General features: G+C 54.0%; 20 protein-coding genes and 1 tRNA gene. 8 read left to right on the top strand and 13 right to left on the bottom strand.

The window, feature by feature from the left end:
* The first annotated feature begins 65 nt into the window (after positions 1–65).
* Complete coding sequence (locus ACIRQ6_RS13910) at positions 66–2,471, top strand: putative bifunctional diguanylate cyclase/phosphodiesterase (RefSeq protein WP_420861205.1); 2,406 nt, start codon at positions 66–68, stop codon at positions 2,469–2,471.
* On the opposite strand, the gene ACIRQ6_RS13905 is transcribed toward ACIRQ6_RS13910, so the two are convergent.
* The gene (locus tag ACIRQ6_RS13905; protein WP_420861204.1) at positions 2,466–4,484 is read right to left on the bottom strand and encodes a hydantoinase/oxoprolinase N-terminal domain-containing protein; all 2,019 of its coding nucleotides are present in this window, start codon (positions 4,482–4,484) and stop codon (positions 2,466–2,468) included. The two genes, ACIRQ6_RS13910 and ACIRQ6_RS13905, sit on opposite strands and share 6 nt — an antisense overlap.
* 185 nt (positions 4,485–4,669) lie before the next feature.
* Here ACIRQ6_RS13905 and ACIRQ6_RS13900 point away from each other — a divergent pair, with 185 nt between their 5' ends.
* From ACIRQ6_RS13900 to ACIRQ6_RS13880, 5 genes are all read left to right on the top strand, one after another.
* Positions 4,670–5,428 (top strand): FadR/GntR family transcriptional regulator, encoded by a 759-nt coding sequence (locus tag ACIRQ6_RS13900; RefSeq protein ID WP_420861203.1) that lies wholly within the window; start codon positions 4,670–4,672, stop codon positions 5,426–5,428.
* An 11-nt stretch (positions 5,429–5,439) separates the two neighbouring features.
* Positions 5,440–6,465: a TRAP transporter substrate-binding protein gene (locus ACIRQ6_RS13895; RefSeq protein ID WP_420861202.1), complete on the top strand. Its 1,026-nt coding sequence runs from the start codon at positions 5,440–5,442 to the stop codon at positions 6,463–6,465.
* Between the two features lie 62 nt (positions 6,466–6,527).
* Complete coding sequence (locus ACIRQ6_RS13890; protein WP_420861201.1) at positions 6,528–7,700, top strand: mandelate racemase/muconate lactonizing enzyme family protein; 1,173 nt, start codon at positions 6,528–6,530, stop codon at positions 7,698–7,700.
* Positions 7,701–7,864: 164 nt separating this feature from the next.
* Positions 7,865–8,959, top strand: a complete 1,095-nt coding sequence (locus ACIRQ6_RS13885; protein WP_420861200.1) for an alcohol dehydrogenase family protein — start codon at positions 7,865–7,867, stop codon at positions 8,957–8,959.
* The gene (locus ACIRQ6_RS13880) at positions 8,956–9,558 is read left to right on the top strand and encodes a dimethylsulfonioproprionate lyase family protein (RefSeq protein WP_420861199.1); all 603 of its coding nucleotides are present in this window, start codon (positions 8,956–8,958) and stop codon (positions 9,556–9,558) included. Before ACIRQ6_RS13885 ends, ACIRQ6_RS13880 begins: the two co-directional genes overlap by 4 nt.
* On the opposite strand, the gene hemC is transcribed toward ACIRQ6_RS13880, so the two are convergent.
* Positions 9,555–10,502, bottom strand: coding sequence for a hydroxymethylbilane synthase (gene hemC / locus ACIRQ6_RS13875; protein WP_420861198.1), 948 nt, complete (start codon positions 10,500–10,502; stop codon positions 9,555–9,557). The genes ACIRQ6_RS13880 and hemC overlap by 4 nt on opposite strands.
* A gap of 100 nt (positions 10,503–10,602) precedes the next feature.
* Between hemC and hemE the strand changes: the two genes are divergently transcribed.
* The gene (gene hemE, locus ACIRQ6_RS13870) at positions 10,603–11,637 is read left to right on the top strand and encodes a uroporphyrinogen decarboxylase (RefSeq protein WP_420861197.1); all 1,035 of its coding nucleotides are present in this window, start codon (positions 10,603–10,605) and stop codon (positions 11,635–11,637) included.
* Positions 11,638–11,713: 76 nt separating this feature from the next.
* Here the strand turns inward: hemE and ACIRQ6_RS13865 are convergent, their stop codons facing one another.
* Positions 11,714–13,117 (bottom strand): FAD-binding oxidoreductase, encoded by a 1,404-nt coding sequence (locus tag ACIRQ6_RS13865; RefSeq protein ID WP_420861196.1) that lies wholly within the window; start codon positions 13,115–13,117, stop codon positions 11,714–11,716.
* Positions 13,118–13,224: 107 nt separating this feature from the next.
* Between ACIRQ6_RS13865 and ACIRQ6_RS13860 the strand changes: the two genes are divergently transcribed.
* A tRNA-Met gene (locus ACIRQ6_RS13860) sits at positions 13,225–13,301 on the top strand.
* A gap of 69 nt (positions 13,302–13,370) precedes the next feature.
* Here ACIRQ6_RS13860 and ACIRQ6_RS13855 read toward each other — a convergent pair.
* The 10 genes from ACIRQ6_RS13855 to clpS form a co-directional block, all read right to left on the bottom strand.
* Positions 13,371–14,156 (bottom strand): transporter substrate-binding domain-containing protein, encoded by a 786-nt coding sequence (locus ACIRQ6_RS13855; RefSeq protein ID WP_420861195.1) that lies wholly within the window; start codon positions 14,154–14,156, stop codon positions 13,371–13,373.
* A gap of 26 nt (positions 14,157–14,182) precedes the next feature.
* Positions 14,183–14,887 carry an amino acid ABC transporter permease gene (locus tag ACIRQ6_RS13850; protein ID WP_420861194.1) on the bottom strand — a complete coding sequence of 235 codons (705 nt, stop codon included), beginning with the start codon at positions 14,885–14,887 and terminating at the stop codon, positions 14,183–14,185.
* Entirely contained in the window at positions 14,884–15,561 is a 678-nt protein-coding gene (locus ACIRQ6_RS13845; protein ID WP_420861193.1) for an amino acid ABC transporter permease, read from the bottom strand. Before ACIRQ6_RS13845 ends, ACIRQ6_RS13850 begins: the two co-directional genes overlap by 4 nt.
* A gap of 184 nt (positions 15,562–15,745) precedes the next feature.
* Entirely contained in the window at positions 15,746–16,813 is a 1,068-nt protein-coding gene (dctP, locus tag ACIRQ6_RS13840; protein WP_420861192.1) for a TRAP transporter substrate-binding protein DctP, read from the bottom strand.
* Between the two features lie 40 nt (positions 16,814–16,853).
* Positions 16,854–18,335: a TRAP transporter large permease gene (locus ACIRQ6_RS13835; protein ID WP_420861191.1), complete on the bottom strand. Its 1,482-nt coding sequence runs from the start codon at positions 18,333–18,335 to the stop codon at positions 16,854–16,856.
* On the bottom strand, positions 18,335–18,928 hold the full coding sequence (locus ACIRQ6_RS13830; protein WP_420861190.1) for a TRAP transporter small permease: 594 nt from the start codon (positions 18,926–18,928) through the stop codon (positions 18,335–18,337). The genes ACIRQ6_RS13835 and ACIRQ6_RS13830 overlap by 1 nt, the downstream gene beginning before the upstream one ends.
* A gap of 126 nt (positions 18,929–19,054) precedes the next feature.
* Positions 19,055–19,948, bottom strand: coding sequence for an oxygen-dependent coproporphyrinogen oxidase (gene hemF, locus ACIRQ6_RS13825; protein WP_420861189.1), 894 nt, complete (start codon positions 19,946–19,948; stop codon positions 19,055–19,057).
* Positions 19,949–20,061: 113 nt separating this feature from the next.
* Positions 20,062–20,865 (bottom strand): SDR family NAD(P)-dependent oxidoreductase, encoded by an 804-nt coding sequence (locus ACIRQ6_RS13820; protein WP_420861188.1) that lies wholly within the window; start codon positions 20,863–20,865, stop codon positions 20,062–20,064.
* 46 nt (positions 20,866–20,911) lie between these two features.
* Positions 20,912–21,898, bottom strand: coding sequence for a class I SAM-dependent methyltransferase (locus ACIRQ6_RS13815; RefSeq protein WP_420861187.1), 987 nt, complete (start codon positions 21,896–21,898; stop codon positions 20,912–20,914).
* A gap of 13 nt (positions 21,899–21,911) precedes the next feature.
* On the bottom strand, positions 21,912–22,256 hold the full coding sequence (gene clpS / locus ACIRQ6_RS13810) for an ATP-dependent Clp protease adapter ClpS (protein WP_420861186.1): 345 nt from the start codon (positions 22,254–22,256) through the stop codon (positions 21,912–21,914).
* Positions 22,257–22,672 lie beyond the last annotated feature (416 nt).

The following is a 22,672-nucleotide window of genomic DNA, read 5'->3' as shown; positions in this document are numbered from 1 at the left end:
GGTTTTAAGAGAAAATCAGCATTTGATGTTTGGAAATTCACCTTTAGCGGGTATGCACAAATCTAATGCAACGTATGCGACATATTGTGTCTTTGTTAGAGACGCCAGCGGCTATTCTTGGTGTAGACGGAAGGGTGCTGTCTGCGAATAAAGCGCTCGCGGATTTTTTCGGTCTGCCCAAGGGCTGCGTTGATGATCGGCCAATTGCAGATTACGTCCCGACCAAGCATGTCACAGTTCCGCTGACCGCAACTGAGGCTGCCCCACAAATTATTATCCTCCAAGGCCACTCGGGGCGCATCGCTGCCTCCGTGAAACCCATGGCGGATATCGATGGCGCGCAAGTGTTTTTGTGCCAGCGACAGGTTGAGACCGATTGGGTCGATCCGCGCTTGCAGTTCTTTTTGGAACATCTTGATCAGGGTGTTTGGGAATATGACACCATAAGGGGCAGCTTTGAGGTGTCTGAAACCTGGCGTCAAATGCGCGGGCTTGCCCCTGATGCGCCGTTAAATAGCCAACTTGATGTTTGGTTGGAGGATATCCACCCCGAGGATCGTGGGACCCTAAAGGAAGTTTTTGGAAATCAAACGCGGGGCGAAACGGACGCCATCAGTGTGCAATACCGCCATCGTGACGCCGAGGGGAATTGGGTCTGGATTTGGTGCCGTGGCCAAGTCATGGAACATGACAAAGACGGTAAGCCGCTACGGATTGTGGGCTCTGATATCGACATTACCGATATCAAAAACTCAGAAGACACTTTCAACGATGTGAACAACAAGTTGCAATTGGCTGTTGGGGTGTCTGGCATGGGCACCTTTGATTTTGACTCGCGCACGGCCCTCGTCCATTGGGACGACCGGATGATGGAGATCTATGGCGTGACCGATGGCCAAAATATACGCGACGACAATCTATGGGAAACCTATTTGCATCCTGATGATCGCGAAGAGGTGGTGCGATACGCTACCGAATGTCAGAGCAAAGGCGTGGATTTTTTGCGAGACTATCGCATTGTGCGCCCCGACGGGTCTGTCCGAACCGTGCGCAGCATCGCCCGCTATATCAAACTGCCGCACAATCACTCGCGTATGGTGGGGGTAAATATTGACGTCACCGAGGATTATATGAAAGCGCAGCTTCTTGAGGCGGCGCGAAGTGATCTAGAATACGAATCCAAACATGACGCTTTGACCGGGTTGGCCAATCGCAGGCTATTGGATGAGACTGTCGACTACTACTTGGGCACCGGACATCAAAACACGCGGTTTGGTGTTTTGCATCTGGATTTGGACCACTTCAAACAAATCAACGACACTATGGGTCATGCCGCAGGCGATGCGGTTTTGGTGCATGTGGCACGCGGGCTGCGGAAGGTCTTTGAAAACGGTGAACTTATTTGCCGCGTCGGTGGTGACGAATTTTTGGTTTTCTTTTCTGAGGCTCCCAGTCATTCGGAATTGGCACGCATTGCCGAAAATGTTCTACAAATCGCCCGTGAGCCGTTTGAGTTTGAGGGCCAGCTATGCGTGTTTGGTATCAGCATCGGCATCGCAGTGTCCCAAGGTCTGCCAATCAAACGGTCCGAACTTTTCGTACAGGCAGACGTAGCGCTTTATGCCGCCAAAGACGCCGGGCGCCATGGATATCAGTTCTATTCGCAAAAGATTGGGCGCCGCAGTCAGCAACGTTTGACCCAACGCCAAGATCTAATCGATGGGATTGCGCAGGGTCAGATCACTTGCTTTTTCCAACCGCAATTTGATGCAAGAACTCTGGCGCTATCTGGGGCAGAGGCCTTGGTGCGCTGGGATTGCCCCAATCGTGGAATTCTTGCTCCGGCAGATTTCATGCCCGCGGCTGAGGATGCCGGGCTGACGTCAAAGATCGACGCGGCGGTTTTTGAGAAAGTCTGCGCCTTGCAAGATGAGTGGGATTCTGGGGGTGTGGCGTTCCCGACGATCTCGGTCAACTTGTCAAAACAACGTCTGAGTGAACGCGCGTTCCGCGAAATCCTGTTAAAGCGGTTGTCAGGCCATCACAAATTGTCTTTTGAGCTGTTGGAAAGCGCCTTTTTGGATCAAGTCGATGGGGAGGCTTTGCGCAATATTCAGTCCATTCGCGATCTGGGAATGGGCATTGAATTGGATGATTTTGGATCGGGGCGCTCGTCTATTGTGGCTCTGCAAAACATCAAACCTGATAAGATCAAAATTGACCGCTCGCTGACCTTCCCGATTGTGGATCGGCCCGCGCAATTGTTGATACTGCAGGCCTTGTCGAAAGTGGCGCGACTAGAGGGCGCTCAGATTGTCGTTGAAGGGGTCGAGACAGAGCGCCATCTGGCAACAATCAAAAACGTCGATTGCGATCAATTGCAGGGCTACGCGCTGGGCTATCCGATGTCGCAGCATGATTTTGCGGCACTGCTCAAGACCCAAGCCGTCCCCGCGCTGAGCAAGCTATGATGTAACGTCCTGCCGGGCGACCCGCGGGCGACCTCGGGCGGACACCGTGATCGTGGCCTCAACAAAAACTTCACGGGCCTCAGCTTTTGCTTTGCGAACATCACGCTCGACACTCAGTTGTAGATCTTCTGCACCCGCAGCTTGTGCGGCAAGAGTGGCCTCTTGCGTCAAGCGCTCCTCCAGAAACTTGAGTGCTGGGTCCTTGCTGCCGAAATCCTGAGGGCCCTCAGACAAATGCACTCGAAATTTACCATCCGAGGGACTGGTCACCGTGCCCGATTTTCGCATAGTCACTTGCCCAACCACGGCGCCGATTGCATTGGCAACACCTGCGTGGTCGGGCAGGATCATGGGGCAGTTCAGTCGCGTGCCAACGGCAGGGTAATAGGTCTGTGCCGAGGCCCCAAGCCCAATCACCGGCACGTTCACGCCAACATCCAAGCGCATCAAACCGCTGTGGTGCCCCAGTCCGCGTTGCACAAGAACATGATTGGCCAGTGTTCTGGGATCTTGGTCAAACGTTGGATCTTCTTCTGCAAACGCGGCCTCCAAGACGGCCAGCCCAGTTTGATGTGTCAGTTGATCGATGATGATTTGGGCCATTTCAACCGGCTCAGGAGCCAGCATTTCGCCTGATCCAGTGCGCCTGCGTCCGATCAATTCCAGCGCCATAAGGGCCGCAGGTCGCGACCATGCATCCAAGGTTCCCAACACATGCGAGGCATCCGAGGGCGTCACGCCCGACACCTGAACCAACCCGCGATCCAGAAGTCGGTTCAAGGCCCCGTTGTCCATGCGCGAGTTGAGGATCTTTCCAACGGGATGCACATCTTGCCCAATGCGGTCCAGCAAGGTCCTGTCGCGCTCGATCAGCCCTTCGGTATTTTGGCCAGCAATTGCACGGACAAACCGCGTGTCTTGTTCTCCTGGTGCGGCCGCGCGCAGTTGGTTTTCTAACGCAGGCAGGACGACATCGGGGGCTTCATGGGCGATCAGTGACACGGGTAATACCCGTCTTGGTCCCAATGTGACACCACCGGACAAGCCTTCTGAGACAAAATGCACCTGACTGTCGCCGCCCAATCCAGATGTGCGCATCGCCACTGCTTCGACCATGGTGCGGTAAGGGCCGACCTGTGCGCCAGCGGGATCAATCGCGGGCTGACCATCGCGCAAAATAGCGATGTCTGTTGTAGTGCCGCCGATGTCGCTAACCATGGCTTGGGACTGGCCGGTCATCCAACTGGCCCCCACAATCGAGGCCGCAGGTCCACTGAGAATCGTTTCAATCGGGTGCAGACGGGCCTGCGCACTAGAAATCAGCGCCCCATCCCCGCGCACCACCATCAGCGGTGCTTGGATTTTGTGATCGCGCAAGGTCGCTTCAGCTTTGCTGATCAAGCGGTCGATCATCCCGATCAGACGCGCGTTCAGCAAGGCGGTCATCGCCCGCTTTGGGCCGTTTAGTTTCGCACTAAGCTGATGGGAGGCAGAAACGGGCAGGCCTGTGCGCTTGGCGATATGAGTGCTGATTTGGTGTTCATGTGCTGGATTGCGTGTTGCAAACTGACTGGCTACGGCAAACCCGCTAACCTCGGCACCGTATTGGTCCAAAAACGCATCCAAAACCGTGATGTCTAGGGGTTTGGATTCCGCACCCGAATGGGTGTGACCGCCCTCCATTACCAGAACGGGATCCCCTTTAAGCGCCTCGGTCAGCCCATGTTTGTCGAGGTCCTGTGCGGCAAAGCCCACAAAAATCAGAGCAACGCGTTCGCCTTGGCCCTCGACCAAGGCGTTTGTCGCCAAAGTGGTCGACAACGAGGCCATCGAAATGTCCCGAGGATCCGCGTTGGACTGGACCAAGACGGCTTGGATCGCCCGGCTGATCCCAATGGCCAGATCATGCCGTGTTGTCAGGGACTTGGCGCTGGCAAGGACATCGGTTTCATCCTTGATCAAAACGGCGTCGGTATAGGTGCCACCAGTATCCACGCCCAATAAAAGTGCCATAGTCCAACTGCCTTTGTAATGTCTGGGTCGTGATACAACGCGCCAGCGACACGTCTTGCCTGTTTGCGGCATGGCAGGTGGTGCTGTCGATAGCAATTTTGTGCCTCCCGGCGTGGGTGACCGGGTGACCACGACTTTGACAAGAATCCTAGACACCTGAAACATCATATGTTTTCCTTCAGGCCATGAATGAAGAAATGTTCTACAGCCTCAAAGGCAGTAACCGGATGCCCGCCAGCATGGCGACGCGTGTGGCCAGCGCGTTGGGCCGCCAGATTGTAGGACAGTCTTACCCCTGCGGTGGCTTGATCGAAGACGAAGCGGCTTTGTCGGTGAAATATGATGTCAGCCGGTCCGTGGTGCGCGATGCAGTCAAAATCCTAGTCGGAAAAGGCCTGCTGGAAGTGCGGCGCGGGGTGGGCACGCGCGTCTTGGATCGCCGCAAATGGGGGCTTTTGGACGATGACGTTCTGGCCTGGCATCAAGAAGCAGATCTTAGCGAAGATTACCTTGGACAGCTTTTGGACGTGCGCATGATGATCGAGCCGAAAGCTGCGCGGTGGGCTGCGGAACGTGGCAGCGACGTCGAGCACGCCAAAATCGAAGCAGCACAGCTGCAAATGGAAGCGGAACAAACCGATTTGCACGCCTTCGTGGCGGCAGATGCGGCGTTTCACAGTGCGATTTTGTTCGCCTCCAACAATGAATTTTTGCGGTCGATGGAAGGGGTTATGATTTCTGCATTGATGATCTCAATCCGACTAACAACAGCGAATTTGCAAGATAAACAGCAGGTAATCCCTTTTCACAGAGGGGTCACTGACGCGATCTTGCAAAGAAATGGGGCTTTGGCGGAAACCAAGATGGAAAACCATCTGGAAGACACCAAAGCGCGGCTTGGGCATGTGCTTGGGCTGAACCCTATACTACCAAAGACGCATTAAGGGAGGAAACCATGCGCACTACACTAAAAACACTGGTAACGGCTACGGCTGTTGGCCTGACTGCTATGGCAGGGGCTGCTTTCGCCGAAGGTCATTCCACAAAGCTGCGGATTCAAACGCACTTCTCGCCAGAGACCCTATCGGGCAAGATGGCAGCTGAATTCATCGACAACATTCAAACCATGTCCAATGGTGAGATCGAAGTTGAGATGTTCTACAGCTCGACTGTTGTGAAATCCGTTGAAACATTTGATGCGGCAGCCAACGGTATCTTGGACTGCGACATGACCGGTTCCGGTTACCAAACTGGTAAAAACCCTGCATTCCAATTTGCAGGCGATCTGTTGGGTGGCTATCTGAACCCTTATCAGCAAATGGCTTGGTTGCTGCACGGCGGCGGTCGTGATGCGGTCAACGATCTGCACAACCAGTACGGCATGTCTTTTGTGGGCTGGTGGATTCCTGGTCCTGAATCCCTGTCCTCGACTGCGCCAATTCGCAATGTGGCAGACTTCAAAGACTGGAAATTCCGCTCGCCCCCCGGCTTGGCTACAAAAGTATTCGCAGCCTTGGGTGCATCCCCAATCGTGATGGATTTCAACGAAATCTTTACAGCGCTTGAGACAGGCATCATCGACGGTGCAGATGCGGCCAACCTGACAAACAACGTGGGCCTTGGTCTTTATGACATCGCCAAGCACACAAACTTTCCTGGCTTCCACTCGATGCCAGCGGACCACCTGTCGTGCCGCACAGATGTTTGGGAAGCAATGCCAGAGCATCATCGTGCGATCATGACTGTGGCCATGGACAGCCTCGCGCTGCACAACGCGACAATCAACGAAGTGCAAAACGCGCAGACAGCAAAAGACCTGCGCGCGGCTGGCGTGAACCTGTATGAGTGGTCTCCAGAAGAGCTGGCGAAATACCGTGAAGCTGTGAAAATCGGTTGGACCGAGTTCGCAACAACACCAGAAGCGAAGACGATGCTGGACAGCCACATCTCCTTCCTTACAGATCTGGGAGCGATGAAGTAATCGCACTCTGATTTTTGGGGCGCCGTAGAAATGCGGCGCCCTTTTTTTATGGAACATCCAACATGAAAATCACCAAAATTATCAGCCATGTGCTGAGTTGTGACATGCCCGAAACACTGGGCTATTCACAGCAGTACTATTCAAAACGCACGGCCCATATTGTTGAGGTTCAAACCGATGAGGGCGTAACGGGCTGGGGCGAGTGTTTTGGCCCTGGCACAGTGGCTCTGGCCAATCGTACGATTGTCGAAAAGGTGATCCAGCCCTTGGTATTGGGGATGGACCCCATGGACCGCGACGTGATTTGGCACAAGGTTTACAACCTTTTGCGAGACCACGGACAAAAGGGCATGCCACTGCAATCGCTATCGGGGGTAGATATCGCCCTATGGGATATTGCGGGCAAAGTCGCTGGGTTGCCGCTGCACAAGATGATTGGCGGTGCCCATCGAACCGTGGTTGATGTGTATGGCTACGGTATGATGCTGCGGCCGGATGAAAATGCCGACAGTCTGGCAGATCGGTTTGTCGATGAGGCTTCTGCGATCAAAGATATGGGTTTTGTGGCGACCAAGATGAAGGTTGGTTTGGGGCCGAAATCTGATGTGAAACTTTGCGAGGCTGTGCGCCGCGGTGTGGGGGAGGATTACCGGTTTATGGTGGACGCCAACCATTGCTACACCACATCAGACGCGTTTTATGTGGGCCGCGCGCTGGACGAGATGCAGGCCTATTGGTTCGAAGAACCTGTGGCCCCTGAAGACCACGACGGTTACCGCGAATTGCGTGCCGCATTGAAGACCAATATTTCAGGTGGCGAGGCCGAGTTTAACCGTTGGGGATGGCGTAGCATTTTGGAAAATCGCGGCTTGGACATTGCCCAACCTGAGGTCTGCGCACTGGGCGGAATTTCTGAATACCTGCGGGTTTTGGCCCTGTGTCACGCGCATTTCACGCCAGTGATCAACCATGTATGGGGCAGTGCTGTTGCAGTCGCAACCAACCTGCAACTTCTTGCAGCGATGCCACCAATGCCGGGCGGATTGCATCCATGGGAGCCGATGCTGGAGTTTGATACGACCGAAAACCGTTTTCGCGATGATTTGTTGGCGGATCCTCTGGATATTCAAAGGCAGGTGGCTGCGACCGGTGGGCAAGTGGCGATCCCGACGTCCCCGGGGATTGGGGTTGAGCCAGATCGTGCATTTCTCAAGCATTGGGCGATTGAGCCCTAAAGAGGTATTGCGCTGTGCTGCGCACATCGCCGGGGGGCGCGGCCTGCGGCCGCGCGGTGAGTATTTTTTGGAAAAAAGAAGATTGAATGTCGTGGGTAGACAAGCCTTTAACGCAAAGCGGGTCTTAGCCTGCCGTTGACAGATAGCAAATGCAGGTGAGCCAAATGACTATTCCAACTAAAATGAACGCAATTGTTCTCATGGGTCATGGGGATTTGGACGCTTTGGAATATAGGTCTGATTGGCCTGTCCCCCAGCCCAGTGCCGATCAAGTTTTGATCAAAGTTGGCGCTTGCGGAATGAACAACACGGACGTCAACACGCGTTCAGGCTGGTATTCCAAAGCCGTCACAACTGCGACTACGGGGGGCGCTTATGAAGACGTCAGCGAAAACGACCCAACATGGGGCGGCGCGCCGATTTCATTTCCACGTATTCAAGGCGCAGACACAGTCGGCACTGTCGTGGCCGTTGGGGCCAACGCGGATCCGGCTTTGATCGGGAAGCGTGTTTTAACGGACAACTGGCTGCGAGACTGGGACAATCCGTTGAACAAGAATTCCACGGGGTATTTTGGATCTGAATGCGATGGGGGCTATGCGGATTATACGGTGACGGATCATCGCAATATAGGCGTCATCGAAAGTGATTTGACGGATGCAGAACTGGCGACATTCTCGTGTTCGTACACCACAGCGGAAGGCATGCTGAGCCGCGCTGCTGTGGGGGCCGATGATGTGGTTTTGATCACGGGGGCCTCTGGTGGGGTTGGATCGGCGCTGATCCAGCTGGCCCACCGGCGCGGCGCACAAGTCGTGGCTATGTCGTCAGAAAGTAAGCACGCTCAGTTGGCTGAACTAAAGCCAGCGGCACTGTTGCCGCGACGTGTCGAGAACCTTGGCGAGGCTTTGCAGGGCGCAATTGGGCAATCCACAGTCAGTGTTGTGGCCGATATTGTTGGGGGCCCTGTCTTTGGCTCCCTCATCGATGTGTTAGAGCGAGGTGGACGATACACCTGTTCTGGTGCGATTGCGGGGCCAATTGTGGATCTTGATCTGCGCACGTTTTACCTCAATGATCTGACATTCACAGGATCAACCGTGGTGCCGCCGCAAGTCTTCAAGGATGTTGTAAACTATATTGAACGTGGTGAGGTTAAACCCATGTTGGCGGCCACCTATCCGTTGAAAGACTTCCACGCAGCTCAAGCGGCCTTTATCGAAAAGGACCACATTGGAAATTTTGTCGTGACGCCATGAGCGCGTTTGATTTTGAACCCTTACTGGAGGCGGTCAAAGATCTGCACCGCAACCATGCAGCCTTGCAGGAGTTTGCAGCGTTTCCCGATGATATAACCGCCCAAGAAACGCGCCCGTTTTGGATCCCAGCCGCGCAATTGTTGCAAGATGAAACGCGATTAACATCGACCAACTATGCCCATGTGCGAGATGCCGTGATCGCAGCAGCGCCCCATGTGCAGTGGCGCGAAACTTACAAAGACACGGACATTGGTGCCGATTTCATGGACCGTTTTGGATGCTATGAAATCATTGGGCGCGATACGCCGTTTGCCAGCAATAAAATACGCAGCTTTGTTGTCTACCAGCCCGCGCATCTACACTACCCGTGGCATCATCATCCCGCAGATGAACTTTATGTCGTCTTAGCGGGGCAGGCTGAGTTTTTCCTTGAGGGTGCATCGCCCACAACCTTGCATCCTGGCGATAGCGCCTTTCATCCGTCCAACACGCCGCACGCCCTAACCACCCATGATCATCCAGTAATGACCTATGTTATTTGGCGCGATCAGTTTGAGACAGCCCCTGTATGGAGCGCGTCTGTTGGGGCTAAAGTTTAGGTCAACCAGCTAAAGAAATCGTCTGGGGCTTGGCTGCGCAATGTGTTTGCCATTTGCGTGCCTAATTCTGGACCGTCTTCAATGGGGGCGTCGCCTGCGTCTGTCAGAACTTCCGAGCCGTCAACGCGCAGGATTTCACCGCGTAATTTGACTGTGCCGCCGTCCAACACGGCCAATCCGCCAATGGGCGTTTCGCAGGATCCATCAAGGGCTGCTAAAAACGCCCGCTCTGCGGCCAAACGTTGGCCTGTTGGCCCGTCGTGAATGGCTTCCAGCATTTCAGCTGCACGCAAGTCATCTGCCCGTCGTTCGATCCCAATGGCACCTTGGGCCACTGCAGGCAGCATTTGGGTGACTTCAATCGCCGTGCGCGGCACATCATCCATTTTCAAACGGCGCAGGCCCGCCATGGCAAGGAACGTGGCCTCGGCCACGCCATCGCCCAATTTCTTGAGCCGTGTTTGCAAATTGCCGCGAAATTCGACGATATTCAGATCGGGGCGATAGTTCAAAAGTTGCGCTTTACGGCGCAAAGAGGACGTGCCGACCGTGGCACCGTGAGGCAGGTCCGCCAGCTTTCCACCATCAAGGGCAATAAAGGCGTCACGCACATCTTCGCGTGGAAGATAGGTGTCCAGCAACAAACCCTCGGGCTGTAGAACGGGCATGTCTTTCATAGAATGGACGGCAATATCGATCTTGCCGGACAGCATGTCTTGCTCAATCTCGCGCGTAAACAAGCCCTTACCCCCTATTTCCTTCAGGGGGCGGTCAATTATTTTGTCGCCTGTGGTTTTGATCACCACAATTTCAAACGCAGCCTCGGGCAAATCAAAGGCTGCCATCAGGCGCATGCGTGTCTCGTATGCTTGCGCAAGCGCCAGCGGTGAACCACGCGTTCCAATATTGAGCGGCGCGGAGGGTGTTGGAAGTTCAAGTGTCATAGGATATTCCTAAACCCGTCAACTTGCCCTGACAACCATTTGTCTTGACTTCTAGACGGTTACGCGGGACCAAACACCTATGAACAAAGAAAATCAGACCATGACACATAGTAAAAAAATCCTCGCTTCCCTGAATGGGGAGACCCAAAAAACACCACCCATATGGATGATGCGACAGGCTGGCCGCTATTTACCCGAATATCGCGCCACACGGGCGCAGGCAGGGGATTTTCTGTCGTTGTGTTACAATCCCGATCTAGCCGCAGAAGTAACGCTGCAGCCGATCCGGCGATATGGCTTTGATGCGGCGATTCTTTTTGCGGATATTTTGTTGGTGCCACAAGCTTTGGGGGCTGATTTATGGTTTGTCACCGGTGAGGGGCCACGCCTGAGCACGATCACCAGTGCCGATGACTTTGCCAAAATAAAGCCGGCGGATGCAATTCACGAACATTTGGCGCCGGTCTATGAGACGGTGAAAATTCTGGCGCGTGAGTTGCCATCCGAGACGACGTTGATCGGGTTTGCAGGTGCACCGTGGACTGTTGCGACCTATATGATTGCCGGTCGTGGGACGCCAGACCAAGGACCCGCGCACGCGTTGATGCAAGGCAATGTTGAGGTGTTTGATGCCTTGATGGACCGGCTGACTGAGGCCACGATCACCTATCTTGATATGCAAATTCAGGCAGGTGCTGAGGTGGTGAAACTGTTCGACAGTTGGGCTGGTTCGCTCAACGGTCCTGCGTTCCAAAAGTACTCGCTGGAACCTGCGAAAAAGATCATTGCAGCCCTAAAGGCCAAACACCCCACGGTGCCAATTATTGCCTTCCCGCGGGAGGCTGGTGATGGATACATCGGCTTTGCAAAAGCCACAGGCGCGGATTGCGTGGCACTGGACAATTCTGTGTCTGCTGAATGGGCTGCTGAAAAAGTGCAGGTCGATGGCTGTGTGCAGGGCAACCTGGCCAGCAAACATATGGTAACTGGCGGTCAAGCCCTGATCGATGAGACCCGCGAAATTGTAAAAGCGTTTTCTGGTGGGCCGCATATCTTTAACTTGGGTCACGGTATTACACCGGATGCAGATCCTGAAAATGTGGGCCTCATGATCGAGACAGTGCGCAGCTGCTAATGGTCGCTGGGGGCTTTGCCTCCAGCCCTTGCAGCCCTCCGCCAAGATACTTTTTCAAAGCAAAACCGGAATACACTTAGTCCGGGTAGACTTTGCCCGGGTTGAGAATGCCATTGGGATCAAGGGCTTCTTTGATCGCCTTCATGGTGTTTAGGGCAATTGGATCTTTGCGGCGTTTCATTGAGTTGCGTTTTGACAGGCCAATCCCGTGTTCTGCCGAAAAACTGCCGCGCATATCTTGGACCAGCTTTTCTATCGCTTCGACGATTTTGTCTTTGTGCGCTGGATCTGTATCAGAGGGGCTCACGGTGTAGTGGATGTTACCATCGCCCACATGGGCCACGGAAATATCATGGGCCTCTGGGTCGATTGTCGCCAAGACCTGACTGGCTTTGGTCAAAAACTCCTGCAACCGGTCCAAAGGCAGGGCCACGTCGTTTTGGATAACGGGGCCTTGGGTAAGCACAACTTCGGCGGCCTGTTCACGACGTTCCCACATCGCACGGCGCTGGCCTTCGTTTTGGGCAACGACCGCGTCCAAGATCAAACCGTTTTCGATAAACCCAGCTAGGGTGTCTTCGAGATGGGTGACCACGGGCGTAGATCCGTCCTGCATCATCCGAGCATCACGCGGGGCTAAAGCACCCACTTCGGCCAAAATGTTGACGTCGTAACTGTCTGCAAAGGGCGCAGGTGCTGCGGGAAACATGGCCCTGTGGGCATCGATATAGGCCCGTGGCATATACTCAAACGCCTCGACAGCGCCGCCCGTAGCCTGTTGCAACGCGTTGAGTACATCTAAGCCTGCATCCAGATCCTTTGCGGCCAACATCGCTGTGGCAAAGGCGCGGGGCTTGGGATGCAATTTGAGAACGGCGCGGGTGATAAGGCCCAAGGTGCCCTCGGCCCCGATCAACAGATGTTTGAGGTTCAGCCCTGAATTGTCTTTGTGCAGTTCCGACATCAGATTGATGATCTCTCCGGTTGGCAACACAGCCTCAATCCCCAAACACAGGTCACGGGTGTTGCCATAGCGCACAACGTTCGAGCCGCCTGCATTGGTCGACAAAATCCCTCCGATCATCGCCGAGCCTTTTGCCCCAAAGGTCAAAGGAAACACCAAATCATGGGCGTCGACAGCTTCGTGTAAGTTGGACAAAATCACACCGGCCCCCACGATTGCCACGCGGGACTGCGGCCGGACCTCTTCAATCTGGTTGAGACGGTCCAGTGAAATCATCACAGCACCATCCGCAAAGGTGCCACCAGACAGGCCGGTGTTGCCACCAACAGGCACAATTGGCGTGCCCGTGCCATTGGCCCATTGCACAACGGCACTCACATCATGCGTAGTTTTGGGCCGTACAACAGCCAGAGGCGTGCAATGATAGCTGTCTGTCCAATCACTGCGCCATTTAACAGTGTCGTCGCCGCTTAGGACCGCATTTGGTCCTAAGATTTCGCGCAGTGCGTCTAGCATTTTCAGGCCCCTTTGGAATTCTCCCCCCACGTTTTTAAGGAGGGAGAGCCTAGGATGTAAATGGCCGCTTGACGATGCGGTGCGATTTGCCTAAACCCCGCGCTCATGGCGGTATAGCTCAGTTGGTTAGAGCAGCGGAATCATAATCCGCGTGTCCGGGGTTCAAGTCCCTGTACCGCCACCACTTGCCTTAAGCATGATACGAAAAAAGCGGCCCGTTAAGGCCGCTTGATTTACTTTTACGGTGGGGTTTTTACAGTTTTGGCAGGGCCGGCAGATCCTGACCCAACCATGTGTTGGAAAGTGTATTCAACTCACCACCCAAGGTTTTGTGCAAGATGAAGGTGTTGACCCAGAACAACAGGTCCAAGTTGCCTTTCTTTACGCCAATGAATGCAGGCGATTCTTTTAGGATAAATTTGGTTTCCACATCTGCGGCGGGGTCTGCTGCACTGATTGCTGCTGCCACGGTGTTGCCGCTGACAAGCACATCAACCTGACCAGATTCGAATGCGGCACGCGTGGCGGCGTTGTCGCCAAAGCGGATGATTTGCGTGGTCTCGGGGGCGATTTTGGTCAGTTCAAGATCTTCCAAAGTGCCACCCGTCAGGCCCACTGACATACCCGCAAGGTCAGCCACGCCACCAATGGACTTGCCCGATGCTGCAAAAGCGCCCGAGAAAAACGGTGCATAAGCCGCCGAAAACCAAATTGATTTTGCACGTTCGGGATTGGCGCCCATGGTTGCGATGACCAGGTCGACGCGGTCGGTTTCAAGGAATGGGATGCGCTGGTTGGACGTGACCGGCACCAGTTCCAGCTCGACGCCCAAATCTGCTGCAATCAGCTTGGCCACGTCCACGTCGTACCCTTCGTATTCGCCCGATGCCCCCAAGGCCCCAAAGGGTGCAAAGGATTCAGGAATGGCGATTTTGACAGTGCCAGAGGCCAGAATATCGGCCAGGTCTGCAACGGCTTGCCCGACAAGCATCGGCACTGCTACGGCGCTCGCGATTAGAATTTTTCTGAAGGATGTCATGGTATTTTCCTTTGTATATGGGAGGGTTATGCGGCAACCGGGGCGGTTTTGGGGACCGTTCCCAGCCGCTTTTCTAAGGCCAAAGCAAGCCTTGAAAGTGGAAAGCACAGGGCAAAGTAGATCAGCGCCATGAGCGGATAGATGATGAAGGGTTCTGTGCCCTCAACCGGGGCATTGGCCCAACGTTTGCCGATACTCATCAGATCAGAAAACCCGATGATATAGGCCAGCGATGTGCCTTTGATGATCTGCACCAGAAACCCAACTGTGGGCGCCAAAGAGACGCGCAAAGCCTGCGGGATGATGACCAATCGCAGCGTCGTAAAAAACCGCAGACCCAAAGCCTGCGCGCCTTCCCATTGGCCTTCTGGCAGGCTTTGAATGGCGCCGCGCCAGACCTCTGCCAGATAGGCGCTGGCGTATAGGGTCAAGGCAAGGCTGGCTGCGATCCAGATATTTACGTTGAAGCCCAACAGACGTGGCACGCCAAGGCCGAACAAAAAGAGCAGCATCAGCAAGGGGGCAGATTGGAAAAACCAAATGTAGGATTGGGCTGCATAGCGGGACGCTTTGTTCGGCAAAATCCGAAGGATTGTAATGATGCCCCCAACAATGCCGCCACCGATAAAGGCGATCAAAGACAGGTAAATCGTGAATTGAGTGGCCACCAATAGCTGGAACAGAACCACGCCCTCAGGGGCACCCAGCACTGCAACAAACGCGTCTTTCATCGGGCCACCTGCCAGCGAAACAGACGTCGTTGTGCTAGGCTAAGGATGGTTTTGAACCCAAGCGAAATCAGAATGTAGATCGCGGTAAGGGTAAAATAGACTTCGAAGGTACGGAATGTGCGACTGTCGATGAATTTCCCGGCTTGGGTCAGATCATTGACCCCGATTTCGGAAATCACGCCGGTCGTTAGAAACAAAAAGATGAATTGACTGGACAGGGACGGGTACATTTTTGCGACAGCCTGAGGCAAAATGATTTTGAAAAAGATCAGAACGCGGCTGAGGCCTAGGGCCGCTGCCGCCTCGCTTTGACCCGATTGCACTGTGCCGTAGCCCGCACGCAGAATTTCGGAAAAATAGGCGGAAAAGTTGAGGATCAGCGCCAAAAGGGCATGGGCCCAGAACGGCCATTGATATCCCAACAATAGGGGCAGGCCGAAGGCCACAAAAAACAGCTGTACGATCAATGGGGTGTTGCGGATGAACTCGACATAGGCCGTGGCCATGTGGCGGACGTAGGGCACATGTGCGAACCGCACCCCGGACAAAGCCAAAGCAAACAAAAAACCCAACACAGCTGCAGCAACGGTCAAGCTGATGCTGAATAAAACGCCTTCCAAGAGCATCAGCAAGTATTCTGAGCGCCGGTAAATCTCGAAAAAGCGTAAATCCATAATACTAGATCAAATGAGATAGTGCTTTGGATAGATAGAGATTTTAGCGGGGCTGCCTTAGGCTACACTGTCTATTGCTTGAAATTTTAGCAGTGCGTTCGGGTAACGAAGATTAATTCACCGAAATAGAATCTAAAAAGGGCCGCCTCAATGGACGGCCCTTTCTTACAGTATTGAGCAGATTTTACTGCAGATCCATCGACCGACCCGCGTCAATGTCAGCTTCTGCTTCGGCAACGGCCGAAGTCAGAGCGTCAAAGATCTCGCCGCCGCCTTTGATATTGCTTTTGAACCAATCGTAAACCGGAGCTGCTGCGTCTTTGAACATCGCTTTTTGCTCTGGTGTTGGCACATAAAGCTGACCGCCACCGGCTTTGAAGTCTTCGTAAGCTTGGATCGATTTACGCTTGGGCGAGGCAAATGTGGCCTGCTGCAATTGCGAGAAACCATCGACCACAACGCGGCGCATATCCTCGGGCATATCGAGGAATTTGGCGTTGTTCATCCACCACAGCGCGCCCATGTAGGCATGGCCGTCCAGCGTGACGTAGTTCAGACCAGCATCCGGGAACTTCATGTTCATGATGTCGGTAATGCCGTTTTTGGAGCCTTCGACAACGCCCGTTTGGAACGATGTGAACAGCTCAGGCCATGGGATCGGCGTCGGGGCTGCACCCAAGGCACGGACCAGTTCCTGTGGCAGGTCGGCGACCACTGTGCGGATCTTGAGGCCTTCCATGTCGGAGGGTTCCATGATCGGGCGTTTGGTGTTGGCAAAGTTGCGCCAGCCGCCAGTGTTCCCGATGGTCATCAAACGGATTGCGTCGCCACTGTCAGCCAGTGCCATTTTGCGCATTGTGCGGACAAAATCACCCTGCATCACGTCTTCTGCGATGCGGTCATCGGCCATCAGATAGGGCAGGTCCAAAACCTGAACGTATGGGAAAATGCCAGATGCACCACCAGACGTCGAGACATATACATCGATCGATCCGTCGGCCACGCCTTGCAAACATTCAGCGCCTTTCGAGCACAACTGCGTGCCGATAAACAACTCGACCGAAATCGCACCGTTAGAGGCAGATTCGACGTAGTTTTTGAACACAACCAGACCATCATAGTCTTCGTCGTTTTCGTTGGAATTGGCTGTCGCGCGAATGTTGTATTCGGCATGACCCGCCGCATAACCGGCAAAGGCCGAGCCCATGAGCATCGTCGCTGCAAGCGCACCTTTTAGTGTAGTTGTTAGCATTGTTTCCTCCTCTTTGATTTTTAATTGATACACTATTGTTCTACTGTACGAAACCCGTCAAGCGCGGGATGAACATTGAGATGGGTTCGACGAAAGTAATCAGGAAAATCACGATTACTTCGACGGCGAGAAACGGTAAAATGGCCTTTGAAATCGTCTCGACCCGCTCGCCTGACACGCTGGAGGCTACGAATAAAACCAACCCCATGGGTGGTGTCGCAAGGCCGACGGTCAAGTTAACTGACATGATGATCGCAAAGTGAACCGGATGGACCCCAAGATCGACAAACACCGGCCCCAGGATCGGCCCCAGAATGATGATCGCGGGGCCTGCGTCCAAGAACATGCCAACGATGAACAACAGGATGTTGATCAAAAACAGCAGGATCAGGGGGTTTTCGCTGAGCCCCAGCACAAATTCTGCCAGTTGTTCGGGGGCGTGGCTGAGGCTGACCACCACTTTAAAGGCCACAGCAGCCCCTACCAGCAACAAGACAGTTGAGGCGCCCATGGCCGAGCGCATCAAAATATCCGGCAAATCTGACAACTTCATCGTGCGCAACACAAAGAAAGATACAAGGAACGCATAGGCCACTGCAGCGGCTGAAGCTTCGGTCGGGGTGAACACGCCAACCAAAATGCCGCCCAAAATGATGATCGGGGCCTGCAGTGGGGCCACAGCCTTTTTGCAAATCAGACGGAAATCATAACTGACTTGACGGCGCACGCCCATCAAAATGAAATGTGCGATGGGCAGCATGACGAGGAACAGCATCCAACCAGACAGGGCGATGCCGGCCAGCGCAATCAGGCCAGATGTGATCGCATACAGCAGGCCTGCAAAATTGATGCGCAACAGGATCAGGCTGACCCAATATTCCAAAACGCCGATGCTTTGGTTTTTATTCACAATACGTTCGGCTTTGGGCAAGTCGTATTTGTCGGCCATCAGACGCACAACCAACATCAGGCCAACGCCGACCAAAACACCCGGAACGATCCCTGCCAAAAACAGGGCTGCAACACTTTCGCCCATGACGTATGCATAGATAATCATGATGCCCGAGGGCGGAATGATGGGGCCGATCACGGAACTGGCCGCAGTCACAGCGGCGGCAAATTTTCGGGTATAGCCGTTCTTTTCCATCGCAGGGATCAGAGTGGACCCCAAGGCAGATGTGTCCGCCACAGCCGATCCCGAAAGCCCCGCAAACAACATTGATGACAGGATATTCACATGGGCTAAACCGCCGCGCAGATGGCCCATAATGGCTTGACTAAAGTCGACAAGGCGGGTCGTGATCCCACCTTTGTTCATCATCTCGCCTGCCAGCATAAAGAACGGCAGAGCCATCAGGGGAAAGCTATCCATCCCATTGTAAACATTGCGATAAAGCAGGGCTATGTCGCGTTCTTGGCCGCTAAACCACAGCAACAAACCGGGCGCGAGCAGCAGGGCAAAAAACACAGGCGTCCCGATCAGCAGGAACACCAAAAACAGGGGCAAAAACCATGTCAGCATCAGTCGGCACCTGCAATTACGTCGCCGCCGATGTGCGGCAGTGGATGGTTTGGATCTATCAAGTTAATGAGGGTGCGCAGGATCAATTCGACCGTTACGGCCAGCATCAGGATTACACAAACCAAAAGCGATCCGTACATATAGCGCAGCTTGACGCGCATGGATTCGCCACCAAACCAATCCAGCGGCAGCTTTAGCGATGAACTGTCAAAGTTCCCACCAAACCCCATTGTGTGCTTCCAACCCAACTGGATCGCCGTCACCAAAACCAAGCACGATAACACCAGCAAGACCAACATCAAGAGTTTCGCCACCATGGCAGGCAAGGCGCGCGGCACTGTGTCAATGGCCACAAATCCCCCTTGGCGCAGGGCCAATGGCGCGATCAAGCCCATCATCCAGAGCATCAAAAAACGTGCGGCTTCGTCCGGCCAAGGCAACGCATTGTTGAGGACGTAGCGAAAGAAAACCTGCACCAAGATCACAATGACCATCAGGGCTAATGCCATCCAGGCAATGTTACGACCGAAGGTTAGAATGGCTGAATTTACCGCTGATATCAGCAAAAGAGGCAGGACCAAGACGCGGCTCATGCTTTGGCTTCCAAAGAAGAATTGGATTTAGATGACATGTGAACTCTCCCCCCACATGTCTCTCACCATTGGCAAGTTCGATCTGTTTGTCCACGGCTTTTGTTCAGGCGATCCCGAAACCTTGGGTCAGTACCATTTGGCCAGTGGCGGCAGGCTCATCAAAACTGCGTTCGCGTCATGACCTGTTTCCAGCCCGAACTTTGTACCGCGATCATAGACCAGATTATATTCTGCATAGAGGCCGCGATGGCGCAATTGGGTGTCCTTGTCCGCTTCGGTCCATGGGGTGTCACGGCGTTTGTCCACCAAGGGCACATAGGCCGGCACAAAAGCGCGACCAATGTCTTGGGTCAGGGCAAAATCCTTGTCCCAGTCGCCAGTACAGTGATCATCCATGAAAATACCGCCAACGCCACGGGCGCGATGCCGATGGGGAACATAAAAGTATTCGTCAGCCCAGTCTTTGAGTTTTGGATGCAAGTGCGTGCCGTGTGGGTCCAGATGCTCTTTTTGGGTTTGATGGAAATGCGTGGTGTCTTCATCATATTCGATGCAAGGGTTTAGATCAGAACCACCGCCGAACCACCATGCGTGCGGCGTCCAAAACATACGTGTGTTCATATGGACAGACGGGGCGTGGGGGTTTTGCATATGCGCCACTAGACTAATGCCCGCTGCCCAGAAACGCGGATCATCTTTCATTCCGGGAATACCTTTGCGCGCGGCCATGGCCATCTGCGCACGCTCGCCCAAAGTGCCGAAAACGGTTGAAATGTTGACACCGACTTTTTCAAACACGCGCCCACCCCGCATCACAGACATCAGCCCGCCACCTGCGTCGCTGCCATCGTCAGAAGTGCGTTTGGTTTCGGTCACTTCAAATGTACCTTGTGCCATATCAGCGGTAGGGCCTTTGGTTTGACGGGCTTCCAAAGCGTTAAATTCAGCAACAATATCGTCGCGCAATTGCCGAAACCAAGCCGAGGCCTGGGCTTTGCGAGTGTCAAAGTGTTCAGTCATTTCAAGTGTCCTTCAATGTTGACACAAGTCTAGCAGCACATTTTGCGCGGGGCCAGTCTCACGTCGTCAAAAGGACGCCGAATACGAACGCCGTTGTTCGTCAATTGGGTGGGTTAATGTGCAGGTGCGGCCACTGGATCCAGCAATGTCCGCCCGCCGTCTACGGTCATGATCTGGCCCGTTACGAACCCAGCCCCATCAGAGGCCAGGAATTGAACCGCATCAGCCACTTCGGACGGGGCAGCGATGCGGCTAAGGGGGGTGATTGCTTTTATCTCGTCACGGTAGTCGGGGTGTTCTTTGAGAAGTTGCTTGAGCGAGGCACTCATCACCCCACCAAAGCCCACGGCGTTCACGCGGATACGGTGTGGGGCGAGGGCCACAGCCATGGACCGGGTCATTTGATCAAGCGCCGCGGAGCTAATGGAATAAGCCAACAGGTCAGCGTGAGTGTGTGTCGCCGCAATCGAAGACAAATTCACGATACTGCCTAAACCACCGGTTTCCTGATCTTTGCCCTGCTTGATCATGCGTTTGGAAATGAGCTGCGTCATGCGCAGGCTGGTCATCAGGTTTTGTTGCAGCAGCATTTCAACTGCATCGTCTTCGTCGTTCAATGGATCCGAATGGATAACTTGCCGTGACGCGTTCACCAAAATGTCGACTTGATCAAACGCATCAAGCGTAGCGGACAAAAGGTTGGCTTGGGTCAATTTTTCCCGCAAGTCCCCCGCAAATATCCGGGCTTGGGTGTCATCACCAACCAGTTCCCCGACTTCTTGGGTCAGGCGATCTTCGTCCATATCCGCAAAGACAACATTGGCGCCTGCGTCCACGAATTGACGCCCGATGGCCAGACCAACACCGTTGGCAGCCCCTGTGACAATCGCAGTTTTACCTTGGATAGAAAACGACATTGAGGTCAGCGCCCTTAGATGATTCTGTTGCGCAAGCTACGCAATATTAGCGAAGTCGGCGAGGGTTACGTGCATGCAGGACCTTAAATCCGCGTGTTCCGTCCAATTCTTGACCCGTTTTGAACAGCTCTTGGAGGGTGGTCTCGTATGGCAGATGCCGGTTGGCGACAATCAATAAGTGCCCAGATGGCTTTAGCAGTTTTGCTGCTGCCGCGATAAAGGCTTTGCCAAGGTCAGGGTCGCCTTTGCGGCCTGTGTGAAACGGTGGATTGGTGATGACGCAATCGGCCAAGGCTTTGGGCTGATACTGGCGCGCATCGGCCCAATGAAACTGGGCGCGCGGATCGTCAATATTGCGCCGTGCGCAGTCTAGCGCGCGGGCATCGGCCTCAACCAAATGCAGTTCTTGAACCTCGGGATGGGTCAAGATCGATGCTGACAAAAATCCCCATCCCGCCCCAAGATCAATGACATGAGCGCCGAGTAGCTTAGGCAGTTCGGCCACGAGGGCTGCTGATCCTGCATCTATTTTCTCGGCTGAAAACACACCCGGGCGCGTGACAAACCCGTCGATTTTGCCGGTGGGCGGCTCAGGTTCGGCCCATTGGCCTAAATCGGCCCCGGGGGCCACGACAAAGGTTTTTCCGTGGGCTTTCGAAAAGGCGGGGCTGACATCACACAGGCTTTTGCACGCCTTGAGCAAACTATCGATGCCATCTGTTTTGCCACCATCCACCACGATCTGGCCGGTGGTTTGGGTGTTTGCATCTGCCAGCAGTGCTTTTGCGTAGGTTTTGGAACGCGGCAAGATCACAACTGCCGCTGCATAGGGGCCCTCTGGTTTCTGGACTACGGTCCAACCAGCAGCAGCAAATTGTGTGGCATCGGGGTAAAAGCTGACAATTAGATCGGTTTGCTCTTTGTCAAAGAGACTTAGATCGGTTTCAGCGTTTGGGGCGTAGACGCAAACCCGCCCTGCAACTGGCAAAGCAAAGAGGCCGCTCTGCGCGGCAAGAGACAATCGGGACGACACAGCAGGGCCCTGACTATTCTTTTTCCATTGTGCATTGCAGTGGATGCTGGTGACGTTGGGCGAAATCCATCACTTGGCTGACTTTGGTCTCGGCAATCTCGAACGAAAACACGCCAACCACGGCCAAGCCCTTTTTGTGCACAGTCAGCATCAATTCAAAAGATTGCTCGTGGGTCATGCCAAAGAACCGCTCGAGGACATGCACCACAAATTCCATGGGTGTATAGTCGTCGTTCAGGATCATCACTTTATACATTGGGGGCCGCTTGGTTTTGGGCCGGGTTTCCAATGCAACGCCGATATCACTTTCGCGGTCGTCGTCCTTGCGGTCTGACAGGGTAAAAGGGATTTGGGTCATAGGGGACAGATTCTGCTTTTTGGCGGGGTTGCGATGCTTTGATATATATCGCTCAGACCTGCGGTGAAAAGGGGGGGGCTTGCAGAATGCTTTGAACCAAGGGTTACCAGAACCGATTTGTGCCATTGGGATCATGGGGATGATGCGCTGCGGGCCGTGACACAATTCTGCCACAATTGCCCATGTTGGGTTTGTGGTAAAAGTACCTACTAGATGTCGTAACGGCCTTTGGAAAATACTGAAAACTTATTGAAAATAAGGTGTTTTCTGAGAATCGACGCTGTGGTACGGTCTTTCCAATAAATCATAAGTCAGCCCCAAAAGAGGGCGGCATGAGGCAGAGTATTATGAAACGCATTTGCGAACAGGCATGGCAGTGCCTGAAATCCCTATTTGTTGTCACCATTGTTGTGCTT

It is taken from the genome of Algirhabdus cladophorae, from assembly GCF_044772865.1.
GTDB classification, from domain to species: domain Bacteria; phylum Pseudomonadota; class Alphaproteobacteria; order Rhodobacterales; family Rhodobacteraceae; genus Algirhabdus; species Algirhabdus cladophorae.
This window is presented reverse-complemented; position numbering and strand designations above follow the sequence as displayed.

Coding starts and splice junctions, on each gene's coding strand:
- ACIRQ6_RS13910 (WP_420861205.1), top strand. CDS start 66: ATGCAACGTATGCGACATATTGTGTCTTTGTTAGAGACGCCAGCGGCT.
- ACIRQ6_RS13905 (WP_420861204.1), bottom strand. CDS start 4,484: ATGGCACTTTTATTGGGCGTGGATACTGGTGGCACCTATACCGACGCC.
- ACIRQ6_RS13900 (WP_420861203.1), top strand. CDS start 4,670: ATGAATGAAGAAATGTTCTACAGCCTCAAAGGCAGTAACCGGATGCCC.
- ACIRQ6_RS13895 (WP_420861202.1), top strand. CDS start 5,440: ATGCGCACTACACTAAAAACACTGGTAACGGCTACGGCTGTTGGCCTG.
- ACIRQ6_RS13890 (WP_420861201.1), top strand. CDS start 6,528: ATGAAAATCACCAAAATTATCAGCCATGTGCTGAGTTGTGACATGCCC.
- ACIRQ6_RS13885 (WP_420861200.1), top strand. CDS start 7,865: ATGACTATTCCAACTAAAATGAACGCAATTGTTCTCATGGGTCATGGG.
- ACIRQ6_RS13880 (WP_420861199.1), top strand. CDS start 8,956: ATGAGCGCGTTTGATTTTGAACCCTTACTGGAGGCGGTCAAAGATCTG.
- hemC (WP_420861198.1), bottom strand. CDS start 10,502: ATGACACTTGAACTTCCAACACCCTCCGCGCCGCTCAATATTGGAACG.
- hemE (WP_420861197.1), top strand. CDS start 10,603: ATGACACATAGTAAAAAAATCCTCGCTTCCCTGAATGGGGAGACCCAA.
- ACIRQ6_RS13865 (WP_420861196.1), bottom strand. CDS start 13,117: ATGCTAGACGCACTGCGCGAAATCTTAGGACCAAATGCGGTCCTAAGC.
- ACIRQ6_RS13855 (WP_420861195.1), bottom strand. CDS start 14,156: ATGACATCCTTCAGAAAAATTCTAATCGCGAGCGCCGTAGCAGTGCCG.
- ACIRQ6_RS13850 (WP_420861194.1), bottom strand. CDS start 14,887: ATGAAAGACGCGTTTGTTGCAGTGCTGGGTGCCCCTGAGGGCGTGGTT.
- ACIRQ6_RS13845 (WP_420861193.1), bottom strand. CDS start 15,561: ATGGATTTACGCTTTTTCGAGATTTACCGGCGCTCAGAATACTTGCTG.
- dctP (WP_420861192.1), bottom strand. CDS start 16,813: ATGCTAACAACTACACTAAAAGGTGCGCTTGCAGCGACGATGCTCATG.
- ACIRQ6_RS13835 (WP_420861191.1), bottom strand. CDS start 18,335: ATGCTGACATGGTTTTTGCCCCTGTTTTTGGTGTTCCTGCTGATCGGG.
- ACIRQ6_RS13830 (WP_420861190.1), bottom strand. CDS start 18,928: ATGAGCCGCGTCTTGGTCCTGCCTCTTTTGCTGATATCAGCGGTAAAT.
- hemF (WP_420861189.1), bottom strand. CDS start 19,948: ATGACTGAACACTTTGACACTCGCAAAGCCCAGGCCTCGGCTTGGTTT.
- ACIRQ6_RS13820 (WP_420861188.1), bottom strand. CDS start 20,865: ATGTCGTTTTCTATCCAAGGTAAAACTGCGATTGTCACAGGGGCTGCC.
- clpS (WP_420861186.1), bottom strand. CDS start 22,256: ATGACCCAAATCCCTTTTACCCTGTCAGACCGCAAGGACGACGACCGC.